The organism is Yoonia sp. SS1-5, assembly GCF_038443705.2.
Lineage (GTDB): Bacteria > Pseudomonadota > Alphaproteobacteria > Rhodobacterales > Rhodobacteraceae > Yoonia > Yoonia rhodophyticola.
The window spans coordinates 3,677,090-3,703,646 of sequence record NZ_CP151767.2; the positions used below are offsets into that span (position 1 = coordinate 3,677,090).

Below are 26,557 nucleotides of genomic sequence, written 5' to 3' on the forward strand. Positions count from 1 at the left end.
TTTGTGATTGAGGCGGTCCATTGGGCCGCCTCTTTTCGTTGACGCGGACCGTTGCGTTTGTCAGTGCAGGCACAGGCAAACTTTATCGGTTGGGAAGGCGTCGCATGTCTGCAAATGCAAAAGGTGCCCTGTTCGCGCTTCTGGCGTTTGGGGTGTTCGCGACGCATGATGCGGTCGTGAAAATACTGGGGGCGACCTACTCGCCCATCCAGATCGTCTTTTTCAGCGTCTTGCTAAGCTTTCCGCTGGCCACCGTCATGCTGATGCGTGATGTGGAGCCGGGAACATTGGTGCCAAAGCATCCATGGTGGATGGCCTTGCGGACGGTGGCGGCTGTCGTCACAGGCGTGTCCGCATTCTATGCCTTTTCGGTGCTGCCGCTGGCGCAGACCTATGCCATCCTGTTTGCGTCACCACTTCTGATCACTGTGCTGGCCATTCCGGTCTTGGGTGAAAAGGTCCGCTTGCGCCGCTGGATGGCCGTGCTGGTGGGCCTGATCGGGGTTCTGGTGGTGCTGCGCCCGGGACAAACGGCCCTTTCGGCGGGCCATCTCGCGGCGCTGGTTGCTGCCGTGGGCGGATCTGTCGCGTCCATCGTCGTGCGCAAGATCGGCGCTGAAGAGCGCCCGGTTGTGATCCTGCTTTATCCGATGGTGGTGAATTTCGTGGTGATGGCCTGCGCCCTGCCATTCGTCTATCAGCCCATGCCGATAGAGCATCTTGGGCTGCTGGCGGTCATCGCGACCTTTGCCTGGATTGCCAGCCGGCTTGTGATCAAGGCCTATCAGGTCGGCGAGGCGGCAATCATCGCCCCCATGCAATATAGCCAGATCATCTGGGCCACCGGTTTCGGCCTGTTGTTCTTTGACGAGACGATTGATCAGGCCACGATCATCGGCGCCGGGATCATCATTGCCAGCGGCATGTATATTGTGCTGCGCGAAAGCCGTGGTGGCGGGTCCGAGAATACGCCTGTTCTGCGCACGCGGTCACGGTCCGAGACTGCAACCACCCCGCGGGTGAGTCTTTTCATGCGATTTGCAGGCAAGGCGCCGCCCCGGCAGGACTAGCGCATTTTTTGCCGCCCGGCCGTGGCCTTAGCGGGCCTCGGGTGGGGCAAAACTGTCGGCGCTGGCCCGGTCCCAGCGTTCCTTGAAACCATGGCTGTCTTCGGTGCCGTCCAGCAGAAAACCTTCGGGCATGTAGCTGTAGACATCCGCAGCCTCGGTCATCTGCCCGTCGCCTTTGCGGGCCATGAAGTGATAGGGCAGAAAATCGCAGGGGTTTTGCAAACCGGCTGCCCCTGCCATTTCACCCAGCGCCTTGAGGGTGTTCGCGTGAAACCGGGCCACACGCTGGCTTTTATCCGTGACGTTCAACGCCTTTTGCCGGATCGGATCCTGTGTTGCGACCCCAACAGGGCAATGGTTCGTGTGGCAGGCCTGCGCTTGAATGCACCCGATCGAGAACATGTAACCGCGCGCAGAATTGCACCAATCCGCCCCAAGCGAGAGCGCGCGCGCAATATCAAACGCGCTGACAAGTTTGCCTGCGGCGCCGATCTTGACCTGATCGCGAATGCCCGCGCCGCGCAGCGCGTTATGCACAAAGGTCAGCCCTTCGACCATGGGCATGCCCACATGGTTTGCAAATTCCAAGGGGGCGGCACCTGTACCCCCTTCGGTACCGTCCACGACAATGAAATCGGGGATGATCCCGGTTTCCAGCATGGCCTTAATCATGCACATGAATTCCCGCCGGTGCCCGATACACAGCTTGAAGCCGACCGGCTTGCCCCCTGACAGATCACGCAATTGACCAAGAAAATGCATCAATTCCAGCGGTGTCGAAAAGGCGCTATGCGCCGCAGGCGAGACACAGTCGACGCCCATCGGAATATCACGCGCTTCGGCAATTTCGGGGGTGATCTTGGACGCCGGCAGCATCCCACCATGGCCGGGCTTGGCCCCCTGGCTTAGCTTGACCTCGATCATCTTGACCTGATCGTCAGCGGCCTGTGTTGCGAACTTGTCGGGACTAAAGCTCCCATCATCGTTCCGGCAGCCAAAATAGCCCGATCCTATTTCATAGATCAGATCGCCGCCGCCTTCGCGGTGATAGCGGCTGATGCCGCCTTCGCCAGTGTCATGGGCAAAGCCCCCGATACGCGCGCCATTATTCAGCGCCGAGATTGCGTTGGCTGAGAGTGATCCGAAACTCATCGCCGAGATATTATACAGCGACGCGTTATAGGGTTTCTTGCAATGCGGCCCGCCAACCGGGACGCGGAAATCGGTATCGGTGAAATGCGTGGGCGCAACCGAATGGGTCAACCACGTATATCCCGCCTCATAGACCCGTTCATGGCTGCCAAAGGGGCGCTTGTCTTCGTCACCCTTGGCCCGTTGGTATACAAGCGAGCGTTGCTCGCGACTGAAAGGTTGTTCCTCGCGGTCGCTTTCGATCAGATATTGGCGGATTTCCGGGCGGATTTTTTCAAACAGAAACCGGATATGCCCCAGAACCGGATAGTTGCGTAGGACGGCGTGCCGGGTCTGGTTCATATCCCGCAACCCCAACAGGGTCAGCCCGCCAAAGATAATCGCGGGAACAAGCCAGACCCCGGCCCAGAAGCCTGCGATCAAGCATATCAGCGTCATCAGTGCCACAAAGGCCAATGTGCCGTAGCGCTGTAAGGATATCAGGTTGTGCAGCATGACGCCTCCGCTTTTGGATGCCACAGTAGGGGGCTGATTTCATGAAAGAAAGCCGCTTTTGGCAACACGCCTAACCGGGCGTGCCAAAGGCCGTTTGATACGGGTTCGTCCGGCCTTTATTTGTGGCCGATCCATCAGAAATTCGGCGTGACACCCGGCAAATCCAGCGCCTTGATCAACTCGCGCAGCTCGTGTCGGGCGGCGACGTTGGATATATTCATGCCCTTCACCCCGATGTCGCGCAGATCAAGCAGGGTCAGCCCGCGCGGAAACAACTCGCGGAAGATGACACGTTCATTAAATCCGGGGGCTGTCCGGAACCCGATCCGTTTGGCCAGCTTGGTAATGGCCTTGTGCATCTTTTGCTTGTTGACCATGTTCTGCGCGCCCAGCCGGTTGCGTACGACGATCCAGTCGATAGGCTTGAGACCCGCCTGCGCACGCAGCTGACGGGCGTTCCAGACCATCTCGGAATAGACAGAGGGGCCGGTGATTTCCTCACCATCACTGTCCACATGGGCCAGAAGATCAAAATCAATAAAGCTGTCGTTGAGCGGGGTGATCAGCGTATCCGCAAGGCTGTGCGCCACCTGACTAAGGCGGGTATGCGACCCCGGGCAGTCGATCAGGATGAAGTCGCTGTCGGGCTCCATCGCTGTGACGGCCATGGACAGGCGGCGGTCCAGGGCGTTCTCGCCCGGTTGCAGGCTGCCTTGGTCAATTTCGGGCAAGTCCTGATAGCTTGGCGATGGCAGGCTGATCTGCTTGTTGGTCAGATAGGTCTGCCGGTTGGTGATGTAGCGCCCGAGGGTCTTCTGACGTAAATCCAGATCTAGCGTGCTGACCCGATGCCCCAGCCGGGCAAGGGCGGTGGCGACATGCATTGACACTGTCGACTTGCCCGCGCCGCCCTTTTCGTTGCCCACCACGATGATATGCGCCACGTCTTTTCTTCCCCGATCATTCCTTGCGACCGCCACTATATGATGTGTCCCCCCTAAGGGAAGGCGGAACCAGTTGCGGATTGGCGTTTTTCTGGGGATAAGTTCGGCTACTCATCAAGCAGCGTGACAAGGTCCTCATATGCGTAGCTTTCTGCGATCACACCCATATCGCCTGCGACAAAATTCGGATCCGATGGCAGGCATCCAAGCCCGCAGATCTGAAAGGTCACCATCGTATCCGTGTCGATATACCACAAGCGCCCGCCGGGGGTGGCGACCCACCCGTCGATGCCCTCATCCTCGTCACCTTCCATGTCCGTTCCGCTGGGGACTTCGTTGAAGTAGTCCGGCGTGAACGCCCCATGTGTGTGATAGGATGCGGTGATCACCTCAATATTGACCGGATCATTTGCCAGGCATGAATCGATATTTCCCCGTGTGGCATTCGAGGCGACAAGCATGCCCGCGGCGTCAAAACCGACATAGCCGCAGAATTCCACATTCTCGGTGATCGAGATTGGCTGCAGCGTGGCAAAGACGGCGCGGATCAGCGCTTCTTCCTCGGCCGGTTGGGCGTGTAACGCTGCGGGCGCCAGACATGTGGCGATCAGTAATGCTCTCATAAAGATATCCTGCTTTGGTTTCGGTCAATTATGGCCACATATTCAGTCAGCATTAAGCCTGAACATCGCAAATTTGTTGACACAGGTCGCAGTAAGGCGCATGTGCAGCCTAACCGATGCACGTTGCCGCGTGAGCATGGCGGCGCCCGTTTGGGGCACCCGCCAACTGCATCGTCCAATTTTCCAGGTTCCCACATCACGCAGGGGTCCCGTGCCAGATCGGCGCCCGGGCAATGTGGTGCGGGCCGTCAGCATCTAGGCACAACCTTGCATGGGTTACGGCATCCGGTCGTGGCCTGCTTGATATATGTGCGGATCGCTCCGCCAGAATAGGATATCCGTCGATGGATTTTGACATGCTGGGCCTTGCGCCCCGACTGATCAGCGTACTGAAAGAACAAGGGATCACTGATCCCACCCCGATCCAGACCCAAGCCATTCCGCATGCCATGAATGGCCGCGATGTGATGGGGCTGGCGCAGACCGGCACCGGCAAGACCGCCGCCTTTGGCCTGCCCATGATCCACGCCTTGATGAAGGCGGGCAAGAAACCCAATGCCAAATCGGTGCGTGGTCTGATCCTGGCCCCCACACGGGAACTGGCCAAGCAGATTGCCGATAATCTGACCGCCTACACAAAAGGCAGCCATCTGAAAGTGGCGCTTGTCGTGGGCGGGGCCGGCATTGTGGGCCAGACCAAGCGGCTGGCTGGCGGTGTTGACCTGCTGGTGGCGACCCCCGGTCGTCTGATTGACCTGCTCGACCGGCGCGCTGTGCGTCTGGACGAGACGATCTATCTGGTGCTGGACGAGGCTGACCAGATGCTGGATATGGGCTTTATCCATGCGCTGCGACGGATTGCGCCTCTCTTGGCCAAAGATCGCCAGACCATGATGTTTTCGGCCACAATGCCCAAACTGATGAATGAACTGGCCGATACCTATCTGACGGACGCTGTCCGCGTGCAGGTGAACCCGCCGGGGCAGGCCGTCAAGAAGATCAATCAATCCGTTCACTTTGTCGCGCAGGCCGCCAAGACCGATCTGCTGATCGAGCTGTTGGACGCCCATCGGGACGAGCTGGCACTGGTATTTGGCCGCACCAAGCATGGCTGTGAAAAGCTGTATAAGGTGCTGGAAAAGAAGGGCTTTGCTGCGGCCTCGATCCACGGCAACAAGTCGCAGGGCCAACGTGACCGCGCGCTTGCCGCCTTCAAGGCAGGGAAGGTGCGCGTACTGGTGGCCACGGATGTGGCTGCGCGCGGTATTGATATCCCTGATGTGCGCCACGTCTATAACTACGATCTGCCAAATGTCGCGGAAAACTATGTGCACCGCATCGGGCGAACGGCCCGTGCCGGTGCCGATGGTGCCGCCGTTGCGCTGGTTGCACCCGATGAGATGATCGAGCTGCAGGATATCGAAAAGGCGATGAAAGAGACCATACCCGTGGCGTCTGGTCGGCGGTGGGAGGTCCAGCCCGGCCAGAAAAAGCGCCCCAATGGCGGCGGTGGCCGACGGGGCGGCGGCGGCGGCGGTAACCGGCAGGGGAAACCCGGTGGCGGTAAGCCCGGCGGGCAGCGCAGACGCGGTGGCGGCAACAGATCACGCGGAAAATCCGCCGCGTAATTTGCGGGTTGCGCCATCAGGACAATGCGTCAATCCACGGATGGTCGGGGTGCAGGTTGTCTCATCTGCGCCTGAGCCATTCTCGATCCTCCGGCGTGAGCCGGGGCAGGGCCATTTCGAAATCGAATTGGTCCTTGTCCCGTGTGTATTTGGCCTTGAACAGCAACACTCCGGGTGCCGCCAGATAGGGAATACCATCGGCAGAGAGGCGCAGCATATGCGCCCTCTCTTCTGTCATGGTTGGATCCCGCTTATACGCCCATTCAGCATGGTTGCCGGGTTCGATCATCAGGTCAAATGCAAATGTCTTTGTTGCCGGATCGCAGCCCCAGAACTGCGTTCCCGTTGATGGGGAAGCCGTGCGGTTTGCAAGCAGTGACAGTGATCCGTCCGCGGCCGCATAGAAATCAAAGTCTTGGAATTGCGCGGAAAATGCCGGGAAATCCGGGCGGAGTATACAGAACTCGATATCACCATGGTGCCGGGTCTGACGCCCGTGCCAAAGATCAAGGGCCCAGCCACCGCAAATATACCAGATGGCGCCAACCGCGATCAGCCGCACGTTAAGTGTCGCGGGCGACATCGGGGCCCAAGGATAGGTGTCGGGATTGTCCGCCATGACCAAAGGCTAGGTTTTGGCGTATCTCAAGTAAACTGCCGCAGATGGCGGTAAGCAATCTGCGGCGTTTTTCAATGGTGTCGTATCTTGCCCGACCGCGCTATTCGCCGTCGGCGATTGTCGTTTTCACCAGATCGTAAAGCTCTTGGGCAGGCAATCCGCGTGCGGAATGTTCTGCGACCCACGCCGCAGCTGCGGGGCCGGCCACGGCCTGCTCAATCGAATCCACGATGTTTTCGCGCACGGTTAGCGTGGCCACACCAGATTCCCTGAGTGCCGGAAGCCACGCATCCATTGTCGCACCCTGATAGTAGGCAACGTAGTGCTCTAGGGCTTCGTCAACTGACGACAACAGGGCAGCCCGATGGTCCTCGGACAGTTCTGCCATTGCGTTGGTGTTGACGACGACCGGGCAATTGACGGTTCCGGGGTTCAGGTTTGTTGTCCACCATGAGCCGGTCTTGATTGTACCAAATGACATATGTGCATGCGGGGCAAAGCTGACGGCGTCGACGATATTCGCCTCAAGCCCTTCGCGCACTTCGGTTGCGGGCATATTGACCAGAACGGCGCCCAGGGATTCCAACGCGTCGCCGATGCCCCCTGTCGCACGCACGGTCATGCCGCCGAAATCTTCCAGCGCTGTGGGCGGAAATCCGGTTCCGACGATATTATATTGCGGCAGGGGTGACGGCATCAGCAGGGTTGCGTTCCAGCGTGCCATGTCGGCTTGGGTGGCTGGATGCGCGTAGACGGCTTGCGATACTTTGATCTCTTGTTCTAGCGAACCGACGCCCAGAAACGGCAGTTCCAGCACCGTGATGGATGGGTTTTTGTGACGATGATAACCGGCGCAGAATTGCGCCATTTCGAACGTACCGGTCGATATCCCATCGAGGTTTTCGCGACTGTCGGACAACCCGCCATAGGAAATGTTCAGCGTGAACGCGCCATCGGTTTTTTCATCAACCAATTCGGCCAGTTTTTCGACATGTTCGGTAAATGCGCGCCGCTTGCCCCAAAGGGATACGTCCCACACAACCGAATTGGCCGTCGCTGACGCGGTAATGGCACTGCTATCGGCAGCCGCACCAAGATCAGGGCAGGCGTCGCCATAGCATTCAACCGCGCCACCCAATACCCGAAGATATCCAACCGGCGTGTTGATCACATAGTTGTTGTCTGTGAATTCGACGAAATCACCGGTGATATCAACGGTCCCATCTTCAGATCTCAGATTGATCTCTTGTGCGTTTGCGGCAGTTGCCAGACCCAACGTAGAGCTGATCATCATGGCGAGCGTCATTGTGCGGTGGAGTGGATACGTCATCGACTTTCCTCGAACTTGGCGTGTGAACGTGGTAAATGTAATGCTGAATTTGAGCAGCAGTTATTGAGATTATCGGGCAAAATCACGGCGGAAGTCTGATGAAACTTTGTTTGATGGGCATGGGCCCGCAAGGCACGATGCCGTCGCTCAGGTCCACTTGCCGTGCTCATGTTTGACAAAGACATCACTGGCAGGTTCACCCGATCCCGAAATCTAGGGTCAGGACCCATTAATTCCACGTCGCCAGTTTGACTGATTTTGGTCGTGACAAGGCGCAGCCCCGCCGTAATAGTGGTTCTATTTCAAGGGGATGCAACGCTAATCACGGCCAAAATCAGCCAAACCCTTCGGGCGCGGATTTCACTTCATCTCAGCGGCGTGGGCCGCTTGACCGTAGAACAACTATGGCCTGCGCGTCCCAAACCACTGATATTTCGTGAAATCTGCGCTGGCGGCGTGGAATTAATGGGTCCTGACCCTAGGGCGTGATTGTAAAAATAAGGCGCTACCCCGAAACGAGGCAGCGCCCTATCAATCCAGTGCAGGTTGGTCTGCTGATCAGAAACCAAGACCCGCATATTTGTTCTTGAACTTCGAGACGCGGCCGCCTGAATCCATCAGACGGGTCGAGCCGCCGTTCCATGCCGGATGCACGGATGGGTCGATGTCCAGCGCCATCTGGTCGCCTTCCTTGCCCCAGGTCGATTTCATCTGAACCACAGTACCATCGGTCATCTTGACGTCGATGATGTGATAATCGGGGTGAATATCTTTTTTCATGGGTCGCGTCCTTATGCTTCAGCGCCCTTGGGGGCCTTGTAGTTGCTGACTTCTGCGATCCGTGCGGATTTACCACGACGGCTGCGGAGGTAGTACAGTTTTGCACGACGCACGCGACCACGGCGAACCACGGTGATGCTGTCGATATTGGTGGAATGCAGGGGGAACACACGTTCCACGCCCTCACCAAAGGAAATCTTGCGCACTGTGAACGACCCGGCGATGCCTTTGCCGTTCTTGCGGGCGATGCAAACGCCTTCGTAATTCTGCACACGGCTGCGTGTGCCTTCGGTCACTTTGTAACCGACACGGATGGTATCACCCGCTTTGAAATCGGGGATGTCTTTCCCCAGCGCAGCGACTTGCTCCGCTTCGAGTTGTGCGATCAGGTCCATCTGACACGCTCCTATTCTATGGTGTGGGTTGTCCCACAGCGTTTCGTCGTGGCTCAGAGCTCTGCGTCGTTATCGGGTCCGGTCAGTGCCGCCCGCCAGAGATGCGTCATCATTTCTTTTTTGTGGTTGTCCGGCCCGGTCAGGTGAGGATGGATCAACGCAGATCCGCTCAATACCCTGTCGGCACCATAAACCAACGCCCGGAATCAGCGCGCTGACCGGAACTTGGGTCGTATAGGCCCTTCGGCCGCACCGATCAAGGCATTGTGGCCTGAATTTCGACATGCCCGCCGCCCTTGTTTCATACTATGCCGCGCGGGTGGCGGGGCGGCGATGTTGCGGCCCCGTTTCTCAGTTGATCCGGGTCGTGAAGGTGACCTCGACAGGCTGCGTTTCGGTCTCGGGACGGCTTTGATCGGTGAAGGTCAGGACGATCCTGTATTCGCCGGGATCGGACAAGGTAAACAGGGTCAGTTTGAAACTGTCGAAATATGCGTCAGGGATCGGCCCCTCATAGGGATAGGTCACCGCCGCTTCGGCGGGGCCAACAGCGGGCTGGTCGACAACAAGTGTGCCGTCTTCGTCAAAGATCTGAATGTCAGCAACCAGTTTCATGATCCCGGCAACCGCGCCCGGGTTCAGGCGACCGACATTGCGAAATTTGGTATAGATCGCGATGCGTTCGCCCGGTGCAAAACTGTCTGCCTCGCGCGCGACCGGGATGCCCGCGCGGGCAGAGGCGTCGAGGTCCAGAAACATGCCTGTCAAAAGGGTCATGGGCGGCATATCGGCCTGATAGATCACGCCTTCGGGCGTCGGGTCAGATGGCGTGGCCTGGGCGTCTGCGACAACGACTTCCAGCGGAACCTCCAGCGGGATTTGCTGGTCTGCGGCGCGTGTCTGGTCAATAAAGACAAATCCCACGCGATAGGCGCCGGGTTGTGTCAACCGCACGCTGACGGTGAACCGTTGCCGGAAGTAATCCTGATCCGGCGCGCCGGCGATTGTGTTGCGGTAGGTGTGTACCGGGCGAAGCTGGTCGAGCAGGTTGCCGGACCGGTCCCGAATATTGATATAAAGCTCCAGATCATGCTGGTTGTTGGTCTGTCCGGGATTGTGTTTGCCGACATTGGCAAGGAAGACGACCGCATCAATTTGCGCCCCGGGGGCATAAGTGTTGTCAGTACGCTGTCCCCATCCGCCGCGTTCATTGCGCGGTGCGGTCTTGTCGATCAGGTAGGCGTCTATCATTCGGATCGGGTCCATATCGTTCTGGATGTCCTCAAGTGACATGTCGACCTCTGCTGCGTTTACGGGTTCCTGGTTCATCTCAAAGATCTGCGCATGTGCTGGGCTGATGAAGGTCAGCGCCCAGACCGGCAGGGCAATGAGAAAGCTGAGCTTTGTCTTGATCATTTTCTAGCTCCCACCATAAATTGAACATTGTTCATTTATGGGCGCGATCGAGGGAGAAGTCAACAATAATGAACAATGTTCAAATTGTGGGACGTCGTACGCTGCCTATTGGGCCAAAGCCGTTGGTCTGTTAAAGACGTTCATCGTTTGCCGTGGGTGCGTCTTTATGCGGCCCGGCAGGCATAACGCCCCTGGTGACATCAGGTGGTGTCGTCGCGCTTGCGTGCCTGATACGCGGCCCAAAGATCGGGCCGGCGGGTTTGCGTCAATTTTGCCGCCATATCGCGACGCCATTGCGCAATTTTGGCATGATTTCCCGATAGCAGAACCTCGGGGATCGCATGGCCCTGCCACGCGGCCGGTTTTGTATATTGCGGATGTTCGAGCAGCCCGGTGGAAAAGCTCTCCTCGACAGCACTTTCGGCATTGCCCAGGACGCCCGGCAGCAGGCGCACGGCCGCGTCGATCATCGCCTGGGCTGCAATCTCGCCCCCGGTCATGACGAAGTCGCCCAGGCTGACCTCCTGAATGTCGAAATGGTCCAGAACCCGTTCATCCACCCCCTCAAACCGACCGCAGAGCAGGGTCACGCCATCGGCCCGCGCCCAGTTGCGCGCCATCGCCTGATCAAAGCGCCGCCCGCGCGGCGACAGATAGACCAGCGGCATGTGACCCCTTGCGCCGCGCCGTGCGTCGGTGATTGCATTTTCCAGCACATCGGCCCGCAGCACCATGCCCGCACCCCCACCGGCGGGGGTATCATCGACATTGCGGTGTTTCCCGATCCCGTAGCTGCGCAGATCAAAGGTCTGCAATTGCCACAACCCGTCCTGCAGGGCCTTGCCGGTCAGGCTTTCACCAAGAACGCCTGGAAAGGCCTGGGGAAACAAGGTGATGATCTGTGCAGTCCACAACCCGGCCAGATCGGGCGTATCCGTCATCAGCTCGCGCGGTTTTAATGTGGGGCGGATCGACTTGCGGCCCGCGGATTTGGGTGTTTGTGCCATGGGTGGCATTTAGCCAATTCGCGGCGCGAAACCAAGCGCTGTTCGGCCCGGGCCAAAGCTGCGGTTGTCAGAACAGCCCGTCGGGCGGGTCCGCCACGACCCGCTTGCCCGCCAGATCAACGGTCGGAACGGCGGCCTGTGTAAACGGCAGTAAAATCGTGTCGGACTGGCCGGGGGCTGCAATTTCCAACAAATCCCCCGCCCCGTGATCAACGACATTCCTGATCGTGCCAAGCGTGGCCCCACCCGTATCAAGTACGGTCAGGCCAATCAGATCGGCATAATAATATTCATCATCGGGAAGGGCGGGCATTTTTGCCCGATCCGCGTGCAGCGTTGTGTTCCGCAGCCTGTCGGCATCTTCCTTGGTGACCACCCCATCAAGTCGGGCCGAAAAGCCGTTCTTTAGCTGTCCGGTCAGGATCAATTGCGCAAAGACCTGCCCGTCTTCGGTGTAGAGCGGGGTGTAATCGGCAATCGCCTGCGGATCGGCGCAAAAGGATTTCAACCTGACTTCGCCGTGAACCCCGAAGGACCCACCCAGCGATCCGACAATCACACGATCAGTCATTGATCAGCTCCGATCCGACGCAAATGGTGTCGATCCATAATCCGCCGCCCCCCTCACATGCTGTGCGGGCGTTGCTGCGTTCATAAAAGACACCCGCGACAAATGCGAACATCGTGAACATGATCAGGCGCAGCAGGCGAAACATGTATCCTCATCTGCAATAAAATGGCGTTGCCCGGATGTATTCCGGGCAACGCGTGACGGCTTATTCTTCTGCCGCGGCTTCTTCTGCTGCAGGCTCTTCCGCAGGGGCGTTGGCGGCTTCTTCTGCAGCCTTAGCTTTCTCTGCCTTCTCGTCTGCGCGGGCCTGCGCGGCCTTGCCGGGCGTCCCTTTCTTGGGGTTGCTGCGCTCTTTCTTGGGCAACTCGCCTGCGGCTTCGAGCATGCGTGATACGCGGTCTGTTGGCTGTGCGCCTTCGCCCAACCAGTATTTGACGCGCTCCATGTTCATTTTGACACGCTCTTCGCTGTCTTTGGGCAGCATGGGGTTATATGTGCCCAGCTTTTCGATAAAGCGCCCGTCGCGCGGCATGCGGCTGTCGGCGGCCACAATTGCATAGAATGGACGTTTCTTTGAGCCGCCACGGGCGAGCCGGATTTTCATAGCCATCTGATTTTCTCCTTGGTGATGGTTGGGGTGGATGGATCAAGATCCATCCTACGATTGGTGTTTCTTGTGGTGATGGATGACTTCCTGAATGATGAAGTTCAGGAATTTCTTGGCAAATTCCGGGTCGAGATCGGCCCGGTTTGCAAGATCGGTGAGGCGCGCGATTTGTGCGGCTTCGCGCGCGGGATCGGAAGGGGGCAGCGCATGGTCGGCCTTCAGCCGCCCGACGGCCTGCGTGTGCTTGAACCGCTCGCCCAACGTGTAGACAAGGATTGCGTCAAGCCGGTCAATGCTTTCGCGATGTCCTTTGAGAATATCGGCGGCCCGGGTTACAGCATCAGTCATTGCTGCCTCCTTTCAACGGATAGAGATAGGTGACCACATCGTCGCTGCGGCGCGGATGTGGCGCGTCTTTGATCGCCCCCAGCCTTTCAGCGATGCGGATGGAGGCGGTATTGGCCTCGGCAATGTAGCTGACAAAGTCAGCCCCATAAATCTTGCGGCAAAGCGGCAGCAGCGCTGCGGCGGCTTCGCTGGCATATCCGTGCCCCTCGGCATCTGCGGTCAGCAGCCAGCCAAGTTCTGCATCCGGATCACCGAATTCATGGCCCAGCAAGACCATCCCCTGAACCGCCCCGTCCTTGGTGCAGATGGTCAATGCCCCGTGGCCGCGCAGGACCCATCCCGCAACCAGCTGATTGAAATCCAGCCAGGCATCTTCCGGCGTGAATGGTCCGCCAAAATGCCGCGACCGGTCGCTGGTCCAGATCGGCTCGAGGATCGCCCAGTCATCTATCTGCGGCAGGCGCAGCGTCAGCCGCGCCGTTTCGATCACGGGCACGGCGGCCTGCAGCAAGGCGATCTGTTGCGCCCCGTTGATTGGTGCCTTGGTCCAGACGCTCATCCTTCACCTCGCCGGTAGCGATAAACCAAGGTCCCGTCATAGGGGGGTGTTTCGGCATCCTGATCGTGAACGCCGCCCAGCTTTTCGGCGACCCGGATCGAGGCTGCGTTGGTCTGACCGATATAGCTGACGATACTGTCCAACCGGGTGGTGGCGAATGTATGATCAATCATTGCCCGGCCTGCCTCTGTTGCGAGGCCCGCGCCGACATAGCCATCAAAGATGAACCAGCCGCATTCCGGTTCGGGGAAGTCGGGCGGATGGACCAGCCCGACAGCCCCGGCCATCTGCCCGTTAAGTTCGACCGCCAATGTTCCGAACCCGTAGAGCGCCCAGGCGGCAATATCATTTGTAAACCAGGTCCAGGCCGCATCCCGGTCGATTGGCCCGCCCATATGCCCCGATCGTGGGCTCGCAAAGAACGCAGCGTAAGGCGTGAAATCAGCGCGGCGATAGGGCCGCAAAATCAGCCGCTCGGTTTGCAAGGTCGGGATCATGTGATGGCCCCCGGTCCGGGGTGGCGCCACAGATGCATCGCCCCGTAGGTGGGATGATCATAAACGCCATCGGGCTGGCAGCCCATCCGCTTGGCCAATGCTACTGAACGGGTGTTGGATGGATCAACAAGGGTGATCGCGGTTGTCCAGCCCAAAGTATCATAGGCATAGTGGCGTGCGGCGCATGCAGCCTCATAGGCCAGCCCACGTCCTTCGCCCTGCGCAAAGACCGACCATGCGATTTCCGGCTCTGGCCAGTCCTCGGGATAGAAAAGCCCCACCACGCCAAGCGGTTTGTCATCCACGCGATCCGCAATGATCCACCGGCCATAGCCCCGCAAGGTCCAGTGCCCGATGATCTCGGCCAGTTGGGTGAAGGCCTGCGCACGTGTGAATGGGCCGCCCAAAGGCTTGGCGCGTGCTGATCCACGAAACGCCGCATAGGCCTCGAAATCATCTGCGCACGGTGCGCGCAGCGTCAGCCGATCAGTTTGCAACACAGGGATCATGCGGCCACCTGCGAATTTGCATGGCGAAAGACGAGCGTCTCGGGCGTGGGGCCGGTTGCGGCAGGATCAAGCACCGCGCCCAGCTTTTCAGCCAGCCGGATGGATCGGGTATTGTCGGGCCAGACATAGCTGACCGCCGTTTGCCAGCCCAGACCATCAAACGCATGCGCAATGGCGGCCCGGGCGGCCTCTGTCGCGATGCCTTTGCCCTCGGCCTCGGCGTCAAGGATCATCCAGCCGATTTCCCGTTCCGGCCAATGCGGTGGGCACCATGGGCCGACCAAGCCGATAATCAGATCGCTGTTGGCATAGGTGACGGCCCACATGCCGCATCCGAACATCTCCCAATGGCCGAGTTCGGCGGCAAAGGTTTTCCATGTCGCGGCCAGGTTTTCGCTGCTGCCAAAGAATGCAGCGCGTTCAGACATCATGAAGTCATGATATCGCTGCCAGTCCGCCGGGACGGGCCGCCGCAGGATCAGCCGGTCTGTCGTCAATCTCGGGGTCATGCGGCCCCCGCAACAAAGCGATGGACGTGATCGGGGCCATCACCGGGCTTGGCGGCGTGTCCCCAGGCCCTCGACACAGCTTTTGCATCAGTGATCGGGCCACCCGCAAAGCGGGTCCGGTCAGGGCCGCAAAAAGCTGCAAAGGCGGGCAGGTTATCCGTCCGTGGCAGGCGCAGCGTTAGCCGCTGTGTATGCAGTGTCGGGAAGGTCATGCGATTGCGCCTGCGGCCTGAGCTTCTGCGCGCGGGTCGTCGTGACGCAAATGGCGGAACATGATGACTGCTTCGTCCTGCACCATTTCGCGACCTTCTTCCACACATCCCAACCGGGTCGCCAGCGCCAGCGAGCGCGTGTTGCCCGGCGCAATAAGAGAAATCAACGGTTCAAGGCCCAGCGTCCGGCCAGCCCAATCACGGACCGCGCATGCAGCCTCGAACGCGTATGATCGGCCCTCGAACCCATCGAACATGTGCCATGCCAGTTCGGGCTGGGGCCATTCGACATGGTTCAGGATGCCGACCCGACCTGTCGCGACGCCCGTCCTGCGCTCGGTCACCGTGAAAAACCCGTATCCGTGCCAGTTCCAATGCCCGATACCTGCCAGAAAGCCACGCCAGGCATTGCCGACGGTGTCGTTTCCGCCAAGCTGGTCCATCCGCTCGGATTCCGTGAGCCATTTGGTAAATGGCGCAAGGTCCCGCTTTTGCGGGCCACGCAGGATCAGCCGGGACGTGGTCAGGGTTGGGGCAGGGGTCATCTATGCGCACGCCCCTTGTCCGTTGGTGCGGGAGGCCGGTATCATTTCTTTTTCCCGAAACCGGAAAGCCCGGGAGGAAGCTGCATGCCACCGCCAAGCCCGGGCATGCCGCCGGGCATTTTCCCTTGCAGCGCTTTCGCGGCTTCTTCCATGGCCTTGGGGTCGTTCATATCAGGCATGCCGCCGCCTTTGCCCAACATGCCTTTCATGGCCTGTTTCAGCATGCCGCCCTTGCCCATTTTCTTCATCATGCCGGCCATCTGCTTGTGCTGTTTGACCAGTTTGTTGAGTTCGGACACTTCCAGACCGGCCCCTTTGGCAATCCGTTTTTTCCGACTGGCGGCAAGCAGATCCGGGTTGGCCCGTTCCTTTTTGGTCATGGAATTGATCAACGCGATCTGGCGTTTGAGGATACCGTCATCCATGCCAGCAGCAGCCATCTGTTTCCCCATCTTGGCCGCCCCGGGCATCATGCCCATCATGCCTTCCATGCCGCCCATCTTCATCATCTGTTCAAGCTGCATTTTCAGGTCGTTCATGTTGAACCGGCCCTTCTGGAACCGTTTCATCATCTTTTCGGCCTGCTCGGCCTCGATGGTTTCCTGCGCCTTTTCAACCAAGGCCACGATGTCGCCCATGCCAAGGATGCGGCCTGCGATCCGGTCGGGCTCGAACGTTTCAATCGCGTCCATCTTTTCGCCGAGGCCGACAAAGCGGATCGGTTTGCCGGTGATCGCCCGCATCGACAGGGCCGCACCGCCGCGCCCGTCACCGTCCATCCGGGTCAGGACGACGCCTGATACGCCGATCTTGTCGTCGAATTCCTGCGCGACATTCACCGCGTCCTGACCGGTCAGACCGTCAACAACCAGCAGCGTCTCGCGCGGGTTGGCCACATCGCGGACTTCGGCCGCCTGCGCGATCAGTTCGGCGTCAATATGTAACCGGCCTGCAGTGTCGAGCATATAGACATCATAGCCGCCAAGGCTGGCCTGTGTTTTGGCCCGTTTGGCAATCTGCACCGGTGTTTCGCCGGGTACAATCGGCAGGGTGTCCACACCGATCTGACCGCCCAAAATCGCCAACTGCTCCATCGCGGCAGGGCGGTTGGTGTCAAGCGAGGCCATCAGCACGCGCTTGCCCTCTTTTTCCTTCAGGCGTTTGGCCAGCTTGGCGGTTGTTGTCGTCTTACCAGACCCCTGCAAACCGACCATCAGGATCGGGGCGGGCGGGTTGTCGATCTTCAACGCACCCGGATCATCATCGCCGGTCAGCACATGTTGCAATTCGTCATGCACGATCTTGACGACCTGCTGGCCGGGCGTGATCGACTTGGTCACGGCTTGGCCGGTGGCCTTTTCCTGCACCGCTTTTACAAAGTCACGGGCAACGGGGAGTGATACGTCAGCCTCCAGCAATGCCACGCGCACTTCGCGCAGTGCGGTCTTGACGTCATCCTCCGACAACGCCCCTTGTTTGGTCAGCTTGTCGAAAACACCGGAAAGGCGTTCGGATAGATTTTCAAACATCGGCCAGGGCCCTCGTCTCGTTTCGGTTACAAGGCCTATATAAGAACGCCTTGCAAAAAGCAGTAGCGCCCCCGTGGGCGCAACGCGCTGACGGAGGGCGATCCCCTAGGTTTCGGGGACCGGAAAGCTGGCGCTATCCGGGTATACGGGGCGTTTACGCCTGCGACTGGTTCGAGTCAACAGATGTCGAGAGCCACTGATTGATCGTTTCGACCGCCCGTGCGGCGCCATTACCGCTTTGATAGATTGGGGTGGCGGGGTGGGTGCCTGCATCCATCCCAGCCTTGAGGATCAGTGCCACCCGGTATGTCGTCGCATTGCCCTTGCTGCGGTTCGTCTGCAGGATCGCGCGGTCCAGATTTTGCAGCTTATGCCGCACCTTTCTGCGCCCCAGAAACGTTGAATGCCGCATTTCCAACAGGTCCCGGCTACGATCAAGGATGACTTCGTCTCGCCGGATGAAGCCGGCCATCAGCCCGGCCAGAATAAGCGGGATCAACAAAAGCCCCCACAGGATGCCTTGGCCGTCCCCGGCAAAAAGTGCGTTCAATCCAAACGCCACCGATCCCAAAAGAAAGGCGGATAGCATGGCGGCCAAGAGCCGTGGCATGAAACGCAGGATCAACTGATCTGACGTATTGCGGACAATCTTCATACCCGACAGCTACAGGGTGCAATCTAGCGGATCAACTTCAGCGGCTGCGCCCGATAGGCCCAGGCGATGGCACCCGTCCCCAAAATCAGCAGGACCATATGCCAATAGGGCGGGCCGACCCAGATCAGCAGCGCGCTGAGCCCGACCAGCATGGTCGCGAGTAGCAGCAGGCCCGCATAGCCTTCCGCACCGCGTATCCATAGTAGGGCAGCACCTGCCACCTCGACCGAACCGGTGATGTAGCGGGGGAACTGCCCAAAACCGATGGCCTCATAAATCGCTACATCTGTTGGAAAACTCCCCAGCTTGCGCAACCCGAAATAGAGAAACGCAATTGTCAGCGCTGCGCGCAAAGTGGTGAGGTATGTGGATGCTGTTTTCATGAAGCAGGACATAGCGCCCGCAGCGCGATGTCCATGATATGTTCATCAGGGTTGGCCATGGTCCAAAAAATTGCTGCCCGGAGCTTCAGTGCCTGGCACAGCAGCTCCGGCGCATGGTGCGGTGTCGTATGAGGCCCGGTTCCCGTCAGGCGGCTTGATCCAGCAACTCTTTGGCGACATGCACGCTGATATCCGAGATGCCAACAAACTGCAGAACCTGCCGCAGATGGGGTGTTGCGAAATCCAGTGCGCTATCGACCGGAACCCCGCCAGAGGCGACGGCAACGATGGCGCGCTTGTTCTCCAGCAGGCCGACAGGCCCATTTGCCGTATAGGCAAATGTGACCTTCGGGCGGGCGATCAGGTCAATCCACGCCTTGAGTGCGGCCGGCATCCCAAAATTGTAGATCGGCATGCCGATGACAACGGTGTCGGCGGCCTGCAATTCGGCGATCAGCACATCAGACAGCGCAAGGATCGCCTGATCGTCAGCGGATTGATCATCCGCCGGGACGAGCCGCGCGTTGATCCATGCGCTGTCAATCTGTGGCAGCGGGGTTGCGGCCAGATCACGGGTGATGACACGGGTTGGGTTCAGATTGGCGATCAGGCGGTTCGTTGCAGCGCGACTGACAGAGCCGTCAGTGACGCCAGAGGCGTTGATATGCAGGATTGTTGACATGGGATGCTCCAATTTTCCGAATGTACCCGAACTACACACTTGCATCTGCGAACGAAATGCCGGTAATTTAACAATATATGTTTATCAGCGCACAGGACTGCAATGGACAATTGGGATGAAATCCGCACCGCCTTTCAGGTTGCCCGCAAGGGAACAGTCAGCGGCGCGGCCGAGCAGCTTGGGGTGCACCATGCCACTGTGATCCGTCATATTGATGCGCTGGAAACCCGGCTGGGCGTCAAGTTGTTTCAGCGGCATGCGCGCGGATATACAGCAACCGAAGCCGGCCAGGACCTGCTGCAGGTCGCACAGGCCACCGATGACCAGTTCACCCAGCTGGCCGGGCGGATCAGGGGACAGGGCGAGGGGGTGTCAGGCGATCTGGTTGTGACCTCGCTTGGGATGGCCTCGCGGATGCTGACGCCCATCCTTGTAGCATTTCAGGTCGCCCATCCCGAAGTGCGCGTCAGATACCGAACGGGCGAGCGGGTCTTTCGGCTGGAATATGGCGAGGCGCATGTCGCGATCAGGGCCGGTGCAATGCCGGAAGAACCTGACAATGTGGTGCAACCCTTCATGTCCCAGCAAATGGCACTTGTCGCGTCTGACACATATATCGCCCGGCATGGCAAGCCCAATGGGGTCGACGACCTGCAGAACCATCTGTTCGTCAGCCATGACGACGACAACCATCGCGCTCCCTTTGTGCGCTGGCTGCGCGGTGTCGTCAGCGCAGATCGGTTGACCTACCGGGCGACGGATAACCGCAACATGATGGATGCGATTGTGGCTGGCGCCGGGATCGGATTTGTCTTGTCGCAAGAACTCGACCGGCACCCGGAACTGACAGAAGTCATTCCACGGCATGAGGAATGGGCCGCGCCGCTATGGCTGGTGACACATGTCGACCTGCACCGGACCACAAAGGTGCAGGCATTCCTGCGGTTCCTCAAGGATCACGTCAAACCGGCCAAAAACTGATGACAGGCGCACGGGCCGGGCATCTGGCCATGTTGCTGTTTTCGATGCTGGTGGCAGGATCTTTTGCGCTGGGCGCGTTGGCGGCCAATGCCATATCGCCGCTTGCGCTCAATGCGGTCCGGTTCTGGATCGCGGTTCTGGTCATTGGGCTGGCCGTCGTCGCAACGGGCGGTGCGCGGCGCGCGGCCTTGGATGCGCCATGGCGCTACATTGTGCTGGCCGGCTTTTTCACCACCTATTTCGTACTGATGTTCGAAGGGCTCAAGACGGCGCCACCGGTCAGCGCGGCGGCGGTGTTTACGCTGACACCCATACTCAGCGCGGGTTTTGGGTATTTGCTGTTGCGCCAGGTGCTGACAGCCCGGATGGCGGCAGCACTTGGGATCGGCGCAATTGGCGCGCTTTGGGTGATCTTTCGGGCAGACTTTGCGGCCCTCATGCGATTTGAAATCGGGCAGGGAGAGCTGATCTACTTTTGGGGCTGCGTTGCGCACGCGATTTATACACCTCTGGTGCGCCTGTTGAACCGGGGAGAACCTGCACTGGTCTTTACATTCGGAACATTGCTGGCAGGGGCCATCATGCTCAGCCTCTGGGGGTGGACGGATCTTCGGGACACGCCGTGGACAGGCCTGCCCGCCATCGTCTGGGTGACGATCGGCTACACGGCCATTTTCGCCAGTGCGGCAACATTCACGCTGTTGCAATTTGCGACGCTGCGTCTGCCAAGCTCCAAAGTCATGGCCTATACCTATCTGACGCCATCGTGGGTTATTGTCTGGGAAATCGGGCTCGGCGGCATGCCGCCGCCCGCACTTGTGCTGATCGGCCTCGGGCTGACAGTGGTGGCGCTGATCATGTTGCTGCGGGCATAAAAAAGCGCGGCATGCCCCGTTTATGATGGCGCATCCAGTTCGCGGGCCAGAAAAGCCTCGAACTGGTCCAGGTCCAGAGGTTCCATCTGACCAAATCCTTGCATCCAGACCGATGCCTCGCGCAGCGCGTCTGGTTCAAGTTTGCACCATTTCACGCGTCCGCGCTTTTCCTGGCTGATCAACCCTGCAGCCGTAAGCACACCAAGATGTTTGGAGATCGCGGCCAGGGATATCGCAAATGGCTCTGCCACATCCGTCACGGCCATATCATCTTCCAGCAGCATCGACAGAATGGCGCGGCGGGTCGGATCGGCAAGGGCCGCAAAGACGGTATCAAGAGCAGGGGCCATGGATGCGATTAAGGCGGAATGCCGCGAAACGTCAACCAAATGGTTGAATATCCAGCTCGCGCGAATGGGCCCGGCTTGGATGCAAACCTACATATCATCTCGCCATAAATACTCATAAAAAACAACATCTTGCAGGCGTTTTTCGTTTGCTTGACTCTGTGCGGTCGCGACCCTAGACCATGCACATCCTTTCAAGGGTCCAATTGCATGTCTGATGATCTCGATCCTGACCGCCTCACAGCGCTGGAAGAGAAAATCAAAGCGCTGAAAACGCCAGAGCAGATCAAGGACCACGCAGAGGAACACTACTCTCAGGCGCAGCTTGCCTGGCGGATGGTGATAGAGCTTGTAGCTGGTCTCGCGATTGGCTTTGGCATCGGATACGGGCTGGATACCTTGTTTGGGACCATGCCGATTTTTCTGGTGCTGTTTATATTTTTTGGCCTCGCAGCCGGTGTTCTGACCATGATGCGATCCGCCAAAGAGGTGCAGATGAAGCAGCAAGCGGCTGCGGAAGAAAAGGGTGACGCAAGTGGCGACTGAAGACAAAGCCGAAGGTGGTCTGGTTTTCCATCCGTTGGACCAGTTTATCGTCAAGCCGTTATTCGGTGACGGGCCGGTTGCTTGGTACACGGTCACAAACGTAACCTTGTGGATGTTCATCGGTCTTGTCTGCATCATCGGGGTTTTCGCGCTCGGCAGCAAAGGTCGCGCCATCATCCCGTCGCGGATGCAGTCAATCGGCGAGCTGATTTACGGCTTTATCTACAAGATGGTCGAAGACGTCACCGGCAAGGATGGGGTCAAGTACTTCCCCTACATCATGACATTGTTTGTGTTCATCCTGTTCGCCAACTACCTGGCGTTGCTGCCGATGTCCTACAGCCCGACATCAATGATTGCCGTGACTGCGATCCTTGGTTTTGGCGTGTTTATCGCCGTGACAATTCTCGGCTTCGTCAAGAACGGTGCTGCCTTTCTTGGTCTCTTCTGGATGTCTGATGCACCGGCTGTGTTGCGTCCGATCATTGCGGTCATCGAGGTGATTTCCTATTTCGTGCGCCCGGTGAGCCACTCCATTCGTTTGGCGGGCAACATCATGGCCGGCCACGCAGTGATCAAAGTATTCGCAGGCTTCGCGGCGCTGACGCTGGTGTCCCCCGTTGCGATCCTGGGCATTACCGCCATCTACGGGCTCGAGGTTCTGGTGGCCGGTATTCAGGCGTATGTCTTTACCATTCTGACTTGTGTGTATCTGAAAGATGCATTGCACCCCGCACACTAACGACGGCGGGTGAAATCACCCGCCCCATAATTAACTTCCAATCGTAAGGAGAATACTCATGGAAGGCGAACTCGCACATATCGGCGCTGGTCTGGCTGCAATCGGCTCTGGTGCCGCTGCTATCGGTGTTGGCACCGTTGCCGGCAACTACCTGGCAGGCGCGCTGCGCAACCCATCTGCTGCTGCTGGCCAGACGGCCACATTGTTCATCGGTCTGGCATTTGCCGAAGCGCTGGGGATCTTTGCGTTCCTCGTATCGCTTCTGTTGATGTTCGCCGTTTAAGAACACGACCCATATCCTTACGTCTTGGTGGTGGCTTTCGCGTCACCACCAGGTAAACTTTCCAAGGAATTCGGGAGCCACCCATGGCGACAGAAACACATGATGCCGTAGCAGGCGCCTGCGTCGATGCAGGGGGCAGTGCCCTTGGCATGCCGCAGCTTTGCGCGGATTGGATCCCAAACCAGATTTTCTGGCTGCTGGTCACCTTGGCCGCGATCTATTTCGTGATGTCCCGTATTGCATTGCCCCGCATCGGCGCGGTTTTGGCAGAGCGCTCAGGAACGATCACAAATGATATCGCTGCAGCGGAAGAGCTGAAGAACAAGGCGGCCGAAGCCGAATCGACCTATCAAAAGGCGCTGGTTGATGCCCGTGCGGAGGCCGCCAAGATCGTGGCCGCTGCCAAGGCGGATATTCAGGCCGAACTGGATGTCGAGTTGCAAAAGGCGGATGCAGAGATTGCGGCAAAGACCGCCGAAAGCGAAGCCGCAATTGCCGAAATTCGTGACGGTGCTGTCAAAAGCGTGACCGACGTTGCCAAGGCCACAACCAAGGAACTGGTTGCTGCCATGGGCGGGTCTGCCGATGCGAAAACAATCACGGCTGCCGTGAATGCACGGATGAAAGGGTAGGACATGCGCTATTTGATCACCGCCCTTGCCGCATTGAGTGCAACCCCCGCATTTGCCGCCGGGGACAAGCCATTCTTCTCGCTCGCGAACACAGATTTTGTTGTCTGGATTGCCTTCCTGATCTTCGTAGGCATCCTTGTCTATTACAAAGTGCCAGGCCTTGTGGGCGGCATGCTGGACAAGCGCGCCGAGGGCATCAAGGCAGAGTTGGACGAAGCCAAGGCCCTGCGCGAAGAGGCCCAGTCTTTGCTGGCCACCTACGAGCGCAAGCAGAAAGAAGTGCAGGAACAGGCCGACCGCATTGTTGCATCTGCAAAGGACGAAGCCACCGAGGCTGCTGCCGCCGCCAAGGATGACATTGCCAGGTCCATTACCCGCCGTCTTGCTGCCGCCGAAGAGCAGATCGCATCTGCACAGGCTGCCGCCGTGAAAGATGTGCGCGATCAGGCGATATCCGTTGCCGTTGCCGCAGCCAAGGACGTCATGGCGGACCAGATGGATGCTGCTGCAACCGGTGCCATGATTGATGATGCAATCGCAACTGTAGGCGAGAAGCTGCACTAGAACAGGGATGGATCAAGATCCATCCTACGAGCTTGCCCGGTTCCCGTCAGGAGAGCCGGGCTTATTCGTTGACAGCATGCCCTTGGCATTCTTGTCTGATGTCGGGGCCATGCAGCAAAGGATCTTGAATGCCGCGGATATGGGCAGCTGTTCTGCCGGCACTTGCCTATATCATGATCGTCGCGGTCGGGATGGTCTGGGCATACCGGCCTGATGACGGGACATCCGCGATTGCCGCGATGCTGCTGCGGCTTCTGGCGGTTCAGCTTTGCCTGATTGGGCTCTGCCTGCTGACGGTCCGTCGTGCCGTGCAGTGGCGCGATATCGGCTTTGGAGCCTTGCGCGCAAAAGAAATTCTATGGCTGGCCCCGTCCTATCTGACCCTGACCATCATGCTTGCTGATTTATGGCCCGCGCTATGGGCCGCAGGGGCAGACGACGCCATGCCAACTGTTTTGCTTATCCTGGCGCTGACCACCCTGTGCATCGGCTTTTCGGAAGAGGTGATGTTCCGCGGCATTGTTCTGCGCGGCGCGCTTCATGCGATCTCGCCGGTGCAGGCGATGTTGCTGAGTACGGTGCTGTTTGCCCTGATGCATGCGGCCAGCGGTATTGCAGGGCAAAGTGCGACCAACACGCTGCAGCAGATGGCCTTTACCTTTCTGGCGGGTTTCTTTCTGGCCCCAATTGCCTTGCGCATCGGGACCTTATGGCCCCTGATCCTGTGGCATTCGCTGTGGAACCTTGCGGTCTATGGGGGGCAAATCTGGGATGTGACCCACGGGATTGCTGTTACCGGGGTGCTGATCCAGGCCGTGCTGGCGCTGTGGCTTTGGGTTGATATCTGGCGGCGCGGGCTGCCCGCGACCTAGCGTCCTGGCCCTAGCGCCGGGCCTCGTGTTCGAACCGCTTTTGTGCAAACACTTCGTTCTGGGCGGCCTTTTTTTGATCAAAAAGTGACCCTTCGACAAAGTTCAGATGCGCCTCGACCGCTTGGCGGGCAGCCAGCGGGTCGCGGGCCTGCAAGGCCGTGTTGATCACCCGGTGTTGTTCCAGCAACGTCTCGCGCGTGGTCCGCTGCCGAAACATGATGGAGCGATTGTAAAAGACCCCCTCGCGCAGCAACTCATACATCGACCGCATCATATGGAGCATGATGATATTGTGACTGGCTTCGATGATCGACAGGTGAAAATCGGCATCCAGACTTGCCTCATCGGCGGGGTCGCGTTTCTGATGCGCCGCTTCCATCTTGGCAAATATTGCGTTGACGACCTTCAGGTCCGTATCGCTGGCCAGGCGGGCGGCACGTTCGGCGGCCAGCCCCTCCATGTCGCGGCGGAAGCTGATATAGTCAAATACGGCGTCGTCATGGGCTGAGAATAGCGTCACCAGTGCCGGCGAGAATGCCGATCCCAGGACGTCCGCGACATAGACCCCAGCCCCCGCACGTGATGCAAGTAACCCACGTTCCTGCAAATCTGCCAGCGCCTCGCGGAGAGAGGGGCGGGACACGCCCATCCGGTCGCTGAGCTCGCGCTCGGACGGGAGCCGTTCGCCCGGGCGCAGAATGCCGCGCAGGATCAATCCCTCGATCTGCTGGACAACGCCATGCGATAATTTTTCCTGGCTGACCGGTTCGAATGGCATCTGCTTCCCCGCCTGATTGGTCAATTTATATGACCAGCCGGGGGTGGTTCACAACAAAAAAGGGGCCGCGCCGGGCGCGACCCCCTTGTTTGCGTCTGCTGAGATCAGTTTGGCGTGATGATGATCTCGACCCGCCGGTTGGCCTGACGCCCGGCGGCGTTCAGGTTGCTTGCAACGGGCTGGTTTTCACCGGCCCCGATAGAGCGTACGCGTGCGGGCGAGACGCCATTGCTGAGCAGAATTGAGGAAACGGCCTGTGCGCGGCGCTGCGACAGATCCTGGTTAAATGCGGCGTCACCAACGTTATCTGTGTGTCCGATGACATTCACAGCGGTGTTGGGATAGTTGTTCAGAGAGTTTGCGACAATCCGAAGCTCGTTCTGGGAGACGCTTGAGACCGCAGTGCTGTTGGTTGCAAAGAGCAGGTCCTGCGACAAAACGACAACCAGATTGCTGCCATTGTTGGAGACACCGACATCATTGCGCAACTGGCGGCGAAGTTCTTCGGCCTGCTTGTCGAGGTTGTTGCCCACAGCAGCACCCACGCCAGCACCCAGCGCGGCGCCGATCAAAGCGGCCTGGTTCCGTTCGCGATTGCTTCCGTTATTGTTGGCCAACGCGCCGACAACAGCGCCGCCGATCGCGCCGATGGCTGCCCCTTGCTGCGTGTTCTGATTGCTGTTTGGCCCGGTCGGGTCGCAGGCAGCAACAAATGTCAAAGATGCCGCAGCGATGGCGAGGGGAAGTTTCGAAATGATCATGGTCGTGATTCCAACTGATATGGGTGCGCTTGCGCGCGTTTTGTGTAGCCAGCTTATGCCGGAAAGCATGCTGCTATCCAATAACGCATCCGGCACTAGCAGGGTTCCGCC

At 58.9% G+C, this 26,557-nt stretch carries 36 protein-coding genes; 10 read left to right on the forward strand and 26 right to left on the reverse strand.

Annotated elements, in window-relative coordinates:
* The first annotated feature begins 104 nt into the window (after positions 1-104).
* On the forward strand, positions 105-1,070 hold the full coding sequence (locus AABB31_RS19585; protein WP_342076556.1) for a DMT family transporter: 966 nt from the start codon (positions 105-107) through the stop codon (positions 1,068-1,070).
* 27 nt (positions 1,071-1,097) lie between these two features.
* Here AABB31_RS19585 and AABB31_RS19590 read toward each other — a convergent pair whose 3' ends face one another.
* The 3 genes from AABB31_RS19590 to AABB31_RS19600 form a co-directional block, all read right to left on the reverse strand.
* Positions 1,098-2,660 (reverse strand): FMN-binding glutamate synthase family protein, encoded by a 1,563-nt coding sequence (locus tag AABB31_RS19590; RefSeq protein WP_373635822.1) that lies wholly within the window; start codon positions 2,658-2,660, stop codon positions 1,098-1,100.
* Positions 2,661-2,851: 191 nt separating this feature from the next.
* Positions 2,852-3,661, reverse strand: coding sequence for a division plane positioning ATPase MipZ (locus AABB31_RS19595; protein WP_342076555.1), 810 nt, complete (start codon positions 3,659-3,661; stop codon positions 2,852-2,854).
* Positions 3,662-3,768: 107 nt separating this feature from the next.
* The gene (locus AABB31_RS19600; protein WP_342076554.1) at positions 3,769-4,284 is read right to left on the reverse strand and encodes a DUF4329 domain-containing protein; all 516 of its coding nucleotides are present in this window, start codon (positions 4,282-4,284) and stop codon (positions 3,769-3,771) included.
* A gap of 344 nt (positions 4,285-4,628) precedes the next feature.
* On the opposite strand from AABB31_RS19600, the gene AABB31_RS19605 reads away from it, so the two are divergent.
* Positions 4,629-5,912, forward strand: a complete 1,284-nt coding sequence (locus tag AABB31_RS19605) for a DEAD/DEAH box helicase (protein WP_342076553.1) — start codon at positions 4,629-4,631, stop codon at positions 5,910-5,912.
* Positions 5,913-5,973: 61 nt separating this feature from the next.
* On the opposite strand, the gene AABB31_RS19610 is transcribed toward AABB31_RS19605, so the two are convergent.
* The 20 genes from AABB31_RS19610 to AABB31_RS19705 form a co-directional block, all read right to left on the reverse strand.
* On the reverse strand, positions 5,974-6,531 hold the full coding sequence (locus tag AABB31_RS19610; RefSeq protein WP_373635176.1) for a nucleotidyltransferase domain-containing protein: 558 nt from the start codon (positions 6,529-6,531) through the stop codon (positions 5,974-5,976).
* A 100-nt stretch (positions 6,532-6,631) separates the two neighbouring features.
* A complete protein-coding gene (gene dctP / locus AABB31_RS19615) occupies positions 6,632-7,861 on the reverse strand; it encodes a TRAP transporter substrate-binding protein DctP (protein ID WP_342076551.1) in 1,230 nt (409 codons plus the stop codon).
* 558 nt (positions 7,862-8,419) lie between these two features.
* Positions 8,420-8,641 carry a 50S ribosomal protein L31 gene (gene rpmE, locus AABB31_RS19620; RefSeq protein ID WP_342076550.1) on the reverse strand — a complete coding sequence of 74 codons (222 nt, stop codon included), beginning with the start codon at positions 8,639-8,641 and terminating at the stop codon, positions 8,420-8,422.
* Between the two features lie 11 nt (positions 8,642-8,652).
* Positions 8,653-9,036 (reverse strand): 50S ribosomal protein L19, encoded by a 384-nt coding sequence (gene rplS, locus AABB31_RS19625; RefSeq protein ID WP_342076549.1) that lies wholly within the window; start codon positions 9,034-9,036, stop codon positions 8,653-8,655.
* Between the two features lie 351 nt (positions 9,037-9,387).
* The gene (locus AABB31_RS19630) at positions 9,388-10,452 is read right to left on the reverse strand and encodes a hypothetical protein (RefSeq protein WP_342076548.1); all 1,065 of its coding nucleotides are present in this window, start codon (positions 10,450-10,452) and stop codon (positions 9,388-9,390) included.
* 200 nt (positions 10,453-10,652) lie between these two features.
* The gene (gene trmD / locus AABB31_RS19635) at positions 10,653-11,459 is read right to left on the reverse strand and encodes a tRNA (guanosine(37)-N1)-methyltransferase TrmD (RefSeq protein WP_342076547.1); all 807 of its coding nucleotides are present in this window, start codon (positions 11,457-11,459) and stop codon (positions 10,653-10,655) included.
* A gap of 67 nt (positions 11,460-11,526) precedes the next feature.
* Complete coding sequence (gene rimM, locus AABB31_RS19640; protein WP_342076546.1) at positions 11,527-12,030, reverse strand: ribosome maturation factor RimM; 504 nt, start codon at positions 12,028-12,030, stop codon at positions 11,527-11,529.
* Positions 12,023-12,175, reverse strand: coding sequence for a hypothetical protein (locus AABB31_RS19645; RefSeq protein ID WP_342076545.1), 153 nt, complete (start codon positions 12,173-12,175; stop codon positions 12,023-12,025). The genes rimM and AABB31_RS19645 overlap by 8 nt, the downstream gene beginning before the upstream one ends.
* A 60-nt stretch (positions 12,176-12,235) precedes the next feature.
* Complete coding sequence (rpsP, locus tag AABB31_RS19650; RefSeq protein WP_342076544.1) at positions 12,236-12,640, reverse strand: 30S ribosomal protein S16; 405 nt, start codon at positions 12,638-12,640, stop codon at positions 12,236-12,238.
* Between the two features lie 48 nt (positions 12,641-12,688).
* Positions 12,689-12,985: a chorismate mutase gene (locus tag AABB31_RS19655; RefSeq protein ID WP_342076543.1), complete on the reverse strand. Its 297-nt coding sequence runs from the start codon at positions 12,983-12,985 to the stop codon at positions 12,689-12,691.
* Positions 12,978-13,544 carry a GNAT family N-acetyltransferase gene (locus tag AABB31_RS19660; RefSeq protein ID WP_373635180.1) on the reverse strand — a complete coding sequence of 189 codons (567 nt, stop codon included), beginning with the start codon at positions 13,542-13,544 and terminating at the stop codon, positions 12,978-12,980. Before AABB31_RS19660 ends, AABB31_RS19655 begins: the two co-directional genes overlap by 8 nt.
* The gene (locus AABB31_RS19665; protein ID WP_373635182.1) at positions 13,541-14,041 is read right to left on the reverse strand and encodes a GNAT family N-acetyltransferase; all 501 of its coding nucleotides are present in this window, start codon (positions 14,039-14,041) and stop codon (positions 13,541-13,543) included. Before AABB31_RS19665 ends, AABB31_RS19660 begins: the two co-directional genes overlap by 4 nt.
* Entirely contained in the window at positions 14,038-14,550 is a 513-nt protein-coding gene (locus tag AABB31_RS19670; RefSeq protein WP_342076540.1) for a GNAT family N-acetyltransferase, read from the reverse strand. Before AABB31_RS19670 ends, AABB31_RS19665 begins: the two co-directional genes overlap by 4 nt.
* Positions 14,547-15,059: a GNAT family protein gene (locus AABB31_RS19675; RefSeq protein WP_342076539.1), complete on the reverse strand. Its 513-nt coding sequence runs from the start codon at positions 15,057-15,059 to the stop codon at positions 14,547-14,549. Before AABB31_RS19675 ends, AABB31_RS19670 begins: the two co-directional genes overlap by 4 nt.
* Positions 15,056-15,271, reverse strand: a complete 216-nt coding sequence (locus AABB31_RS19680; protein ID WP_342076538.1) for a hypothetical protein — start codon at positions 15,269-15,271, stop codon at positions 15,056-15,058. The genes AABB31_RS19675 and AABB31_RS19680 overlap by 4 nt, the downstream gene beginning before the upstream one ends.
* Positions 15,268-15,816, reverse strand: coding sequence for a GNAT family N-acetyltransferase (locus tag AABB31_RS19685; protein WP_342076537.1), 549 nt, complete (start codon positions 15,814-15,816; stop codon positions 15,268-15,270). Before AABB31_RS19685 ends, AABB31_RS19680 begins: the two co-directional genes overlap by 4 nt.
* Positions 15,817-15,857: 41 nt before the next feature.
* Positions 15,858-17,345, reverse strand: coding sequence for a signal recognition particle protein (gene ffh, locus AABB31_RS19690; RefSeq protein WP_342076536.1), 1,488 nt, complete (start codon positions 17,343-17,345; stop codon positions 15,858-15,860).
* Positions 17,346-17,499: 154 nt separating this feature from the next.
* Positions 17,500-18,000 (reverse strand): hypothetical protein, encoded by a 501-nt coding sequence (locus AABB31_RS19695; protein WP_342076535.1) that lies wholly within the window; start codon positions 17,998-18,000, stop codon positions 17,500-17,502.
* Between the two features lie 23 nt (positions 18,001-18,023).
* Complete coding sequence (locus AABB31_RS19700) at positions 18,024-18,383, reverse strand: hypothetical protein (protein WP_342076534.1); 360 nt, start codon at positions 18,381-18,383, stop codon at positions 18,024-18,026.
* Between the two features lie 145 nt (positions 18,384-18,528).
* Positions 18,529-19,065, reverse strand: coding sequence for an NAD(P)H-dependent oxidoreductase (locus tag AABB31_RS19705; RefSeq protein ID WP_342076533.1), 537 nt, complete (start codon positions 19,063-19,065; stop codon positions 18,529-18,531).
* Positions 19,066-19,167: 102 nt separating this feature from the next.
* Between AABB31_RS19705 and AABB31_RS19710 the strand changes: the two genes are divergently transcribed.
* Positions 19,168-20,046 (forward strand): LysR family transcriptional regulator, encoded by an 879-nt coding sequence (locus tag AABB31_RS19710; RefSeq protein WP_342076532.1) that lies wholly within the window; start codon positions 19,168-19,170, stop codon positions 20,044-20,046.
* Entirely contained in the window at positions 20,046-20,921 is an 876-nt protein-coding gene (locus tag AABB31_RS19715) for a DMT family transporter (RefSeq protein ID WP_342076531.1), read from the forward strand. Before AABB31_RS19710 ends, AABB31_RS19715 begins: the two co-directional genes overlap by 1 nt.
* Positions 20,922-20,941: 20 nt before the next feature.
* Here AABB31_RS19715 and AABB31_RS19720 read toward each other — a convergent pair whose 3' ends face one another.
* Entirely contained in the window at positions 20,942-21,271 is a 330-nt protein-coding gene (locus AABB31_RS19720; RefSeq protein WP_373635187.1) for an ArsR/SmtB family transcription factor, read from the reverse strand.
* A gap of 207 nt (positions 21,272-21,478) precedes the next feature.
* Between AABB31_RS19720 and AABB31_RS19725 the strand changes: the two genes are divergently transcribed.
* The 6 genes from AABB31_RS19725 (at position 21,479) to AABB31_RS19750 (ending at position 24,907) form a co-directional block, all read left to right on the forward strand.
* Complete coding sequence (locus AABB31_RS19725; protein WP_342076530.1) at positions 21,479-21,814, forward strand: AtpZ/AtpI family protein; 336 nt, start codon at positions 21,479-21,481, stop codon at positions 21,812-21,814.
* Positions 21,804-22,556: a F0F1 ATP synthase subunit A gene (locus AABB31_RS19730; protein WP_342076529.1), complete on the forward strand. Its 753-nt coding sequence runs from the start codon at positions 21,804-21,806 to the stop codon at positions 22,554-22,556. The genes AABB31_RS19725 and AABB31_RS19730 overlap by 11 nt, the downstream gene beginning before the upstream one ends.
* Before the next feature lie 58 nt (positions 22,557-22,614).
* On the forward strand, positions 22,615-22,839 hold the full coding sequence (locus tag AABB31_RS19735) for a F0F1 ATP synthase subunit C (RefSeq protein WP_008233394.1): 225 nt from the start codon (positions 22,615-22,617) through the stop codon (positions 22,837-22,839).
* An 83-nt stretch (positions 22,840-22,922) separates the two neighbouring features.
* Positions 22,923-23,471, forward strand: a complete 549-nt coding sequence (locus AABB31_RS19740; RefSeq protein WP_342076528.1) for a F0F1 ATP synthase subunit B' — start codon at positions 22,923-22,925, stop codon at positions 23,469-23,471.
* Between the two features lie 3 nt (positions 23,472-23,474).
* The gene (locus AABB31_RS19745) at positions 23,475-24,035 is read left to right on the forward strand and encodes a F0F1 ATP synthase subunit B (protein ID WP_342076527.1); all 561 of its coding nucleotides are present in this window, start codon (positions 23,475-23,477) and stop codon (positions 24,033-24,035) included.
* 128 nt (positions 24,036-24,163) lie between these two features.
* Positions 24,164-24,907 (forward strand): CPBP family intramembrane glutamic endopeptidase, encoded by a 744-nt coding sequence (locus AABB31_RS19750; RefSeq protein ID WP_342076526.1) that lies wholly within the window; start codon positions 24,164-24,166, stop codon positions 24,905-24,907.
* Between the two features lie 10 nt (positions 24,908-24,917).
* Here the strand turns inward: AABB31_RS19750 and AABB31_RS19755 are convergent, their stop codons facing one another.
* Both AABB31_RS19755 and AABB31_RS19760 read right to left on the reverse strand, forming a co-directional pair.
* Positions 24,918-25,685: an FCD domain-containing protein gene (locus tag AABB31_RS19755; protein WP_342076525.1), complete on the reverse strand. Its 768-nt coding sequence runs from the start codon at positions 25,683-25,685 to the stop codon at positions 24,918-24,920.
* A gap of 104 nt (positions 25,686-25,789) precedes the next feature.
* Complete coding sequence (locus AABB31_RS19760) at positions 25,790-26,446, reverse strand: OmpA family protein (protein ID WP_342076524.1); 657 nt, start codon at positions 26,444-26,446, stop codon at positions 25,790-25,792.
* Between the last annotated feature and the right edge of the window lie 111 nt (positions 26,447-26,557).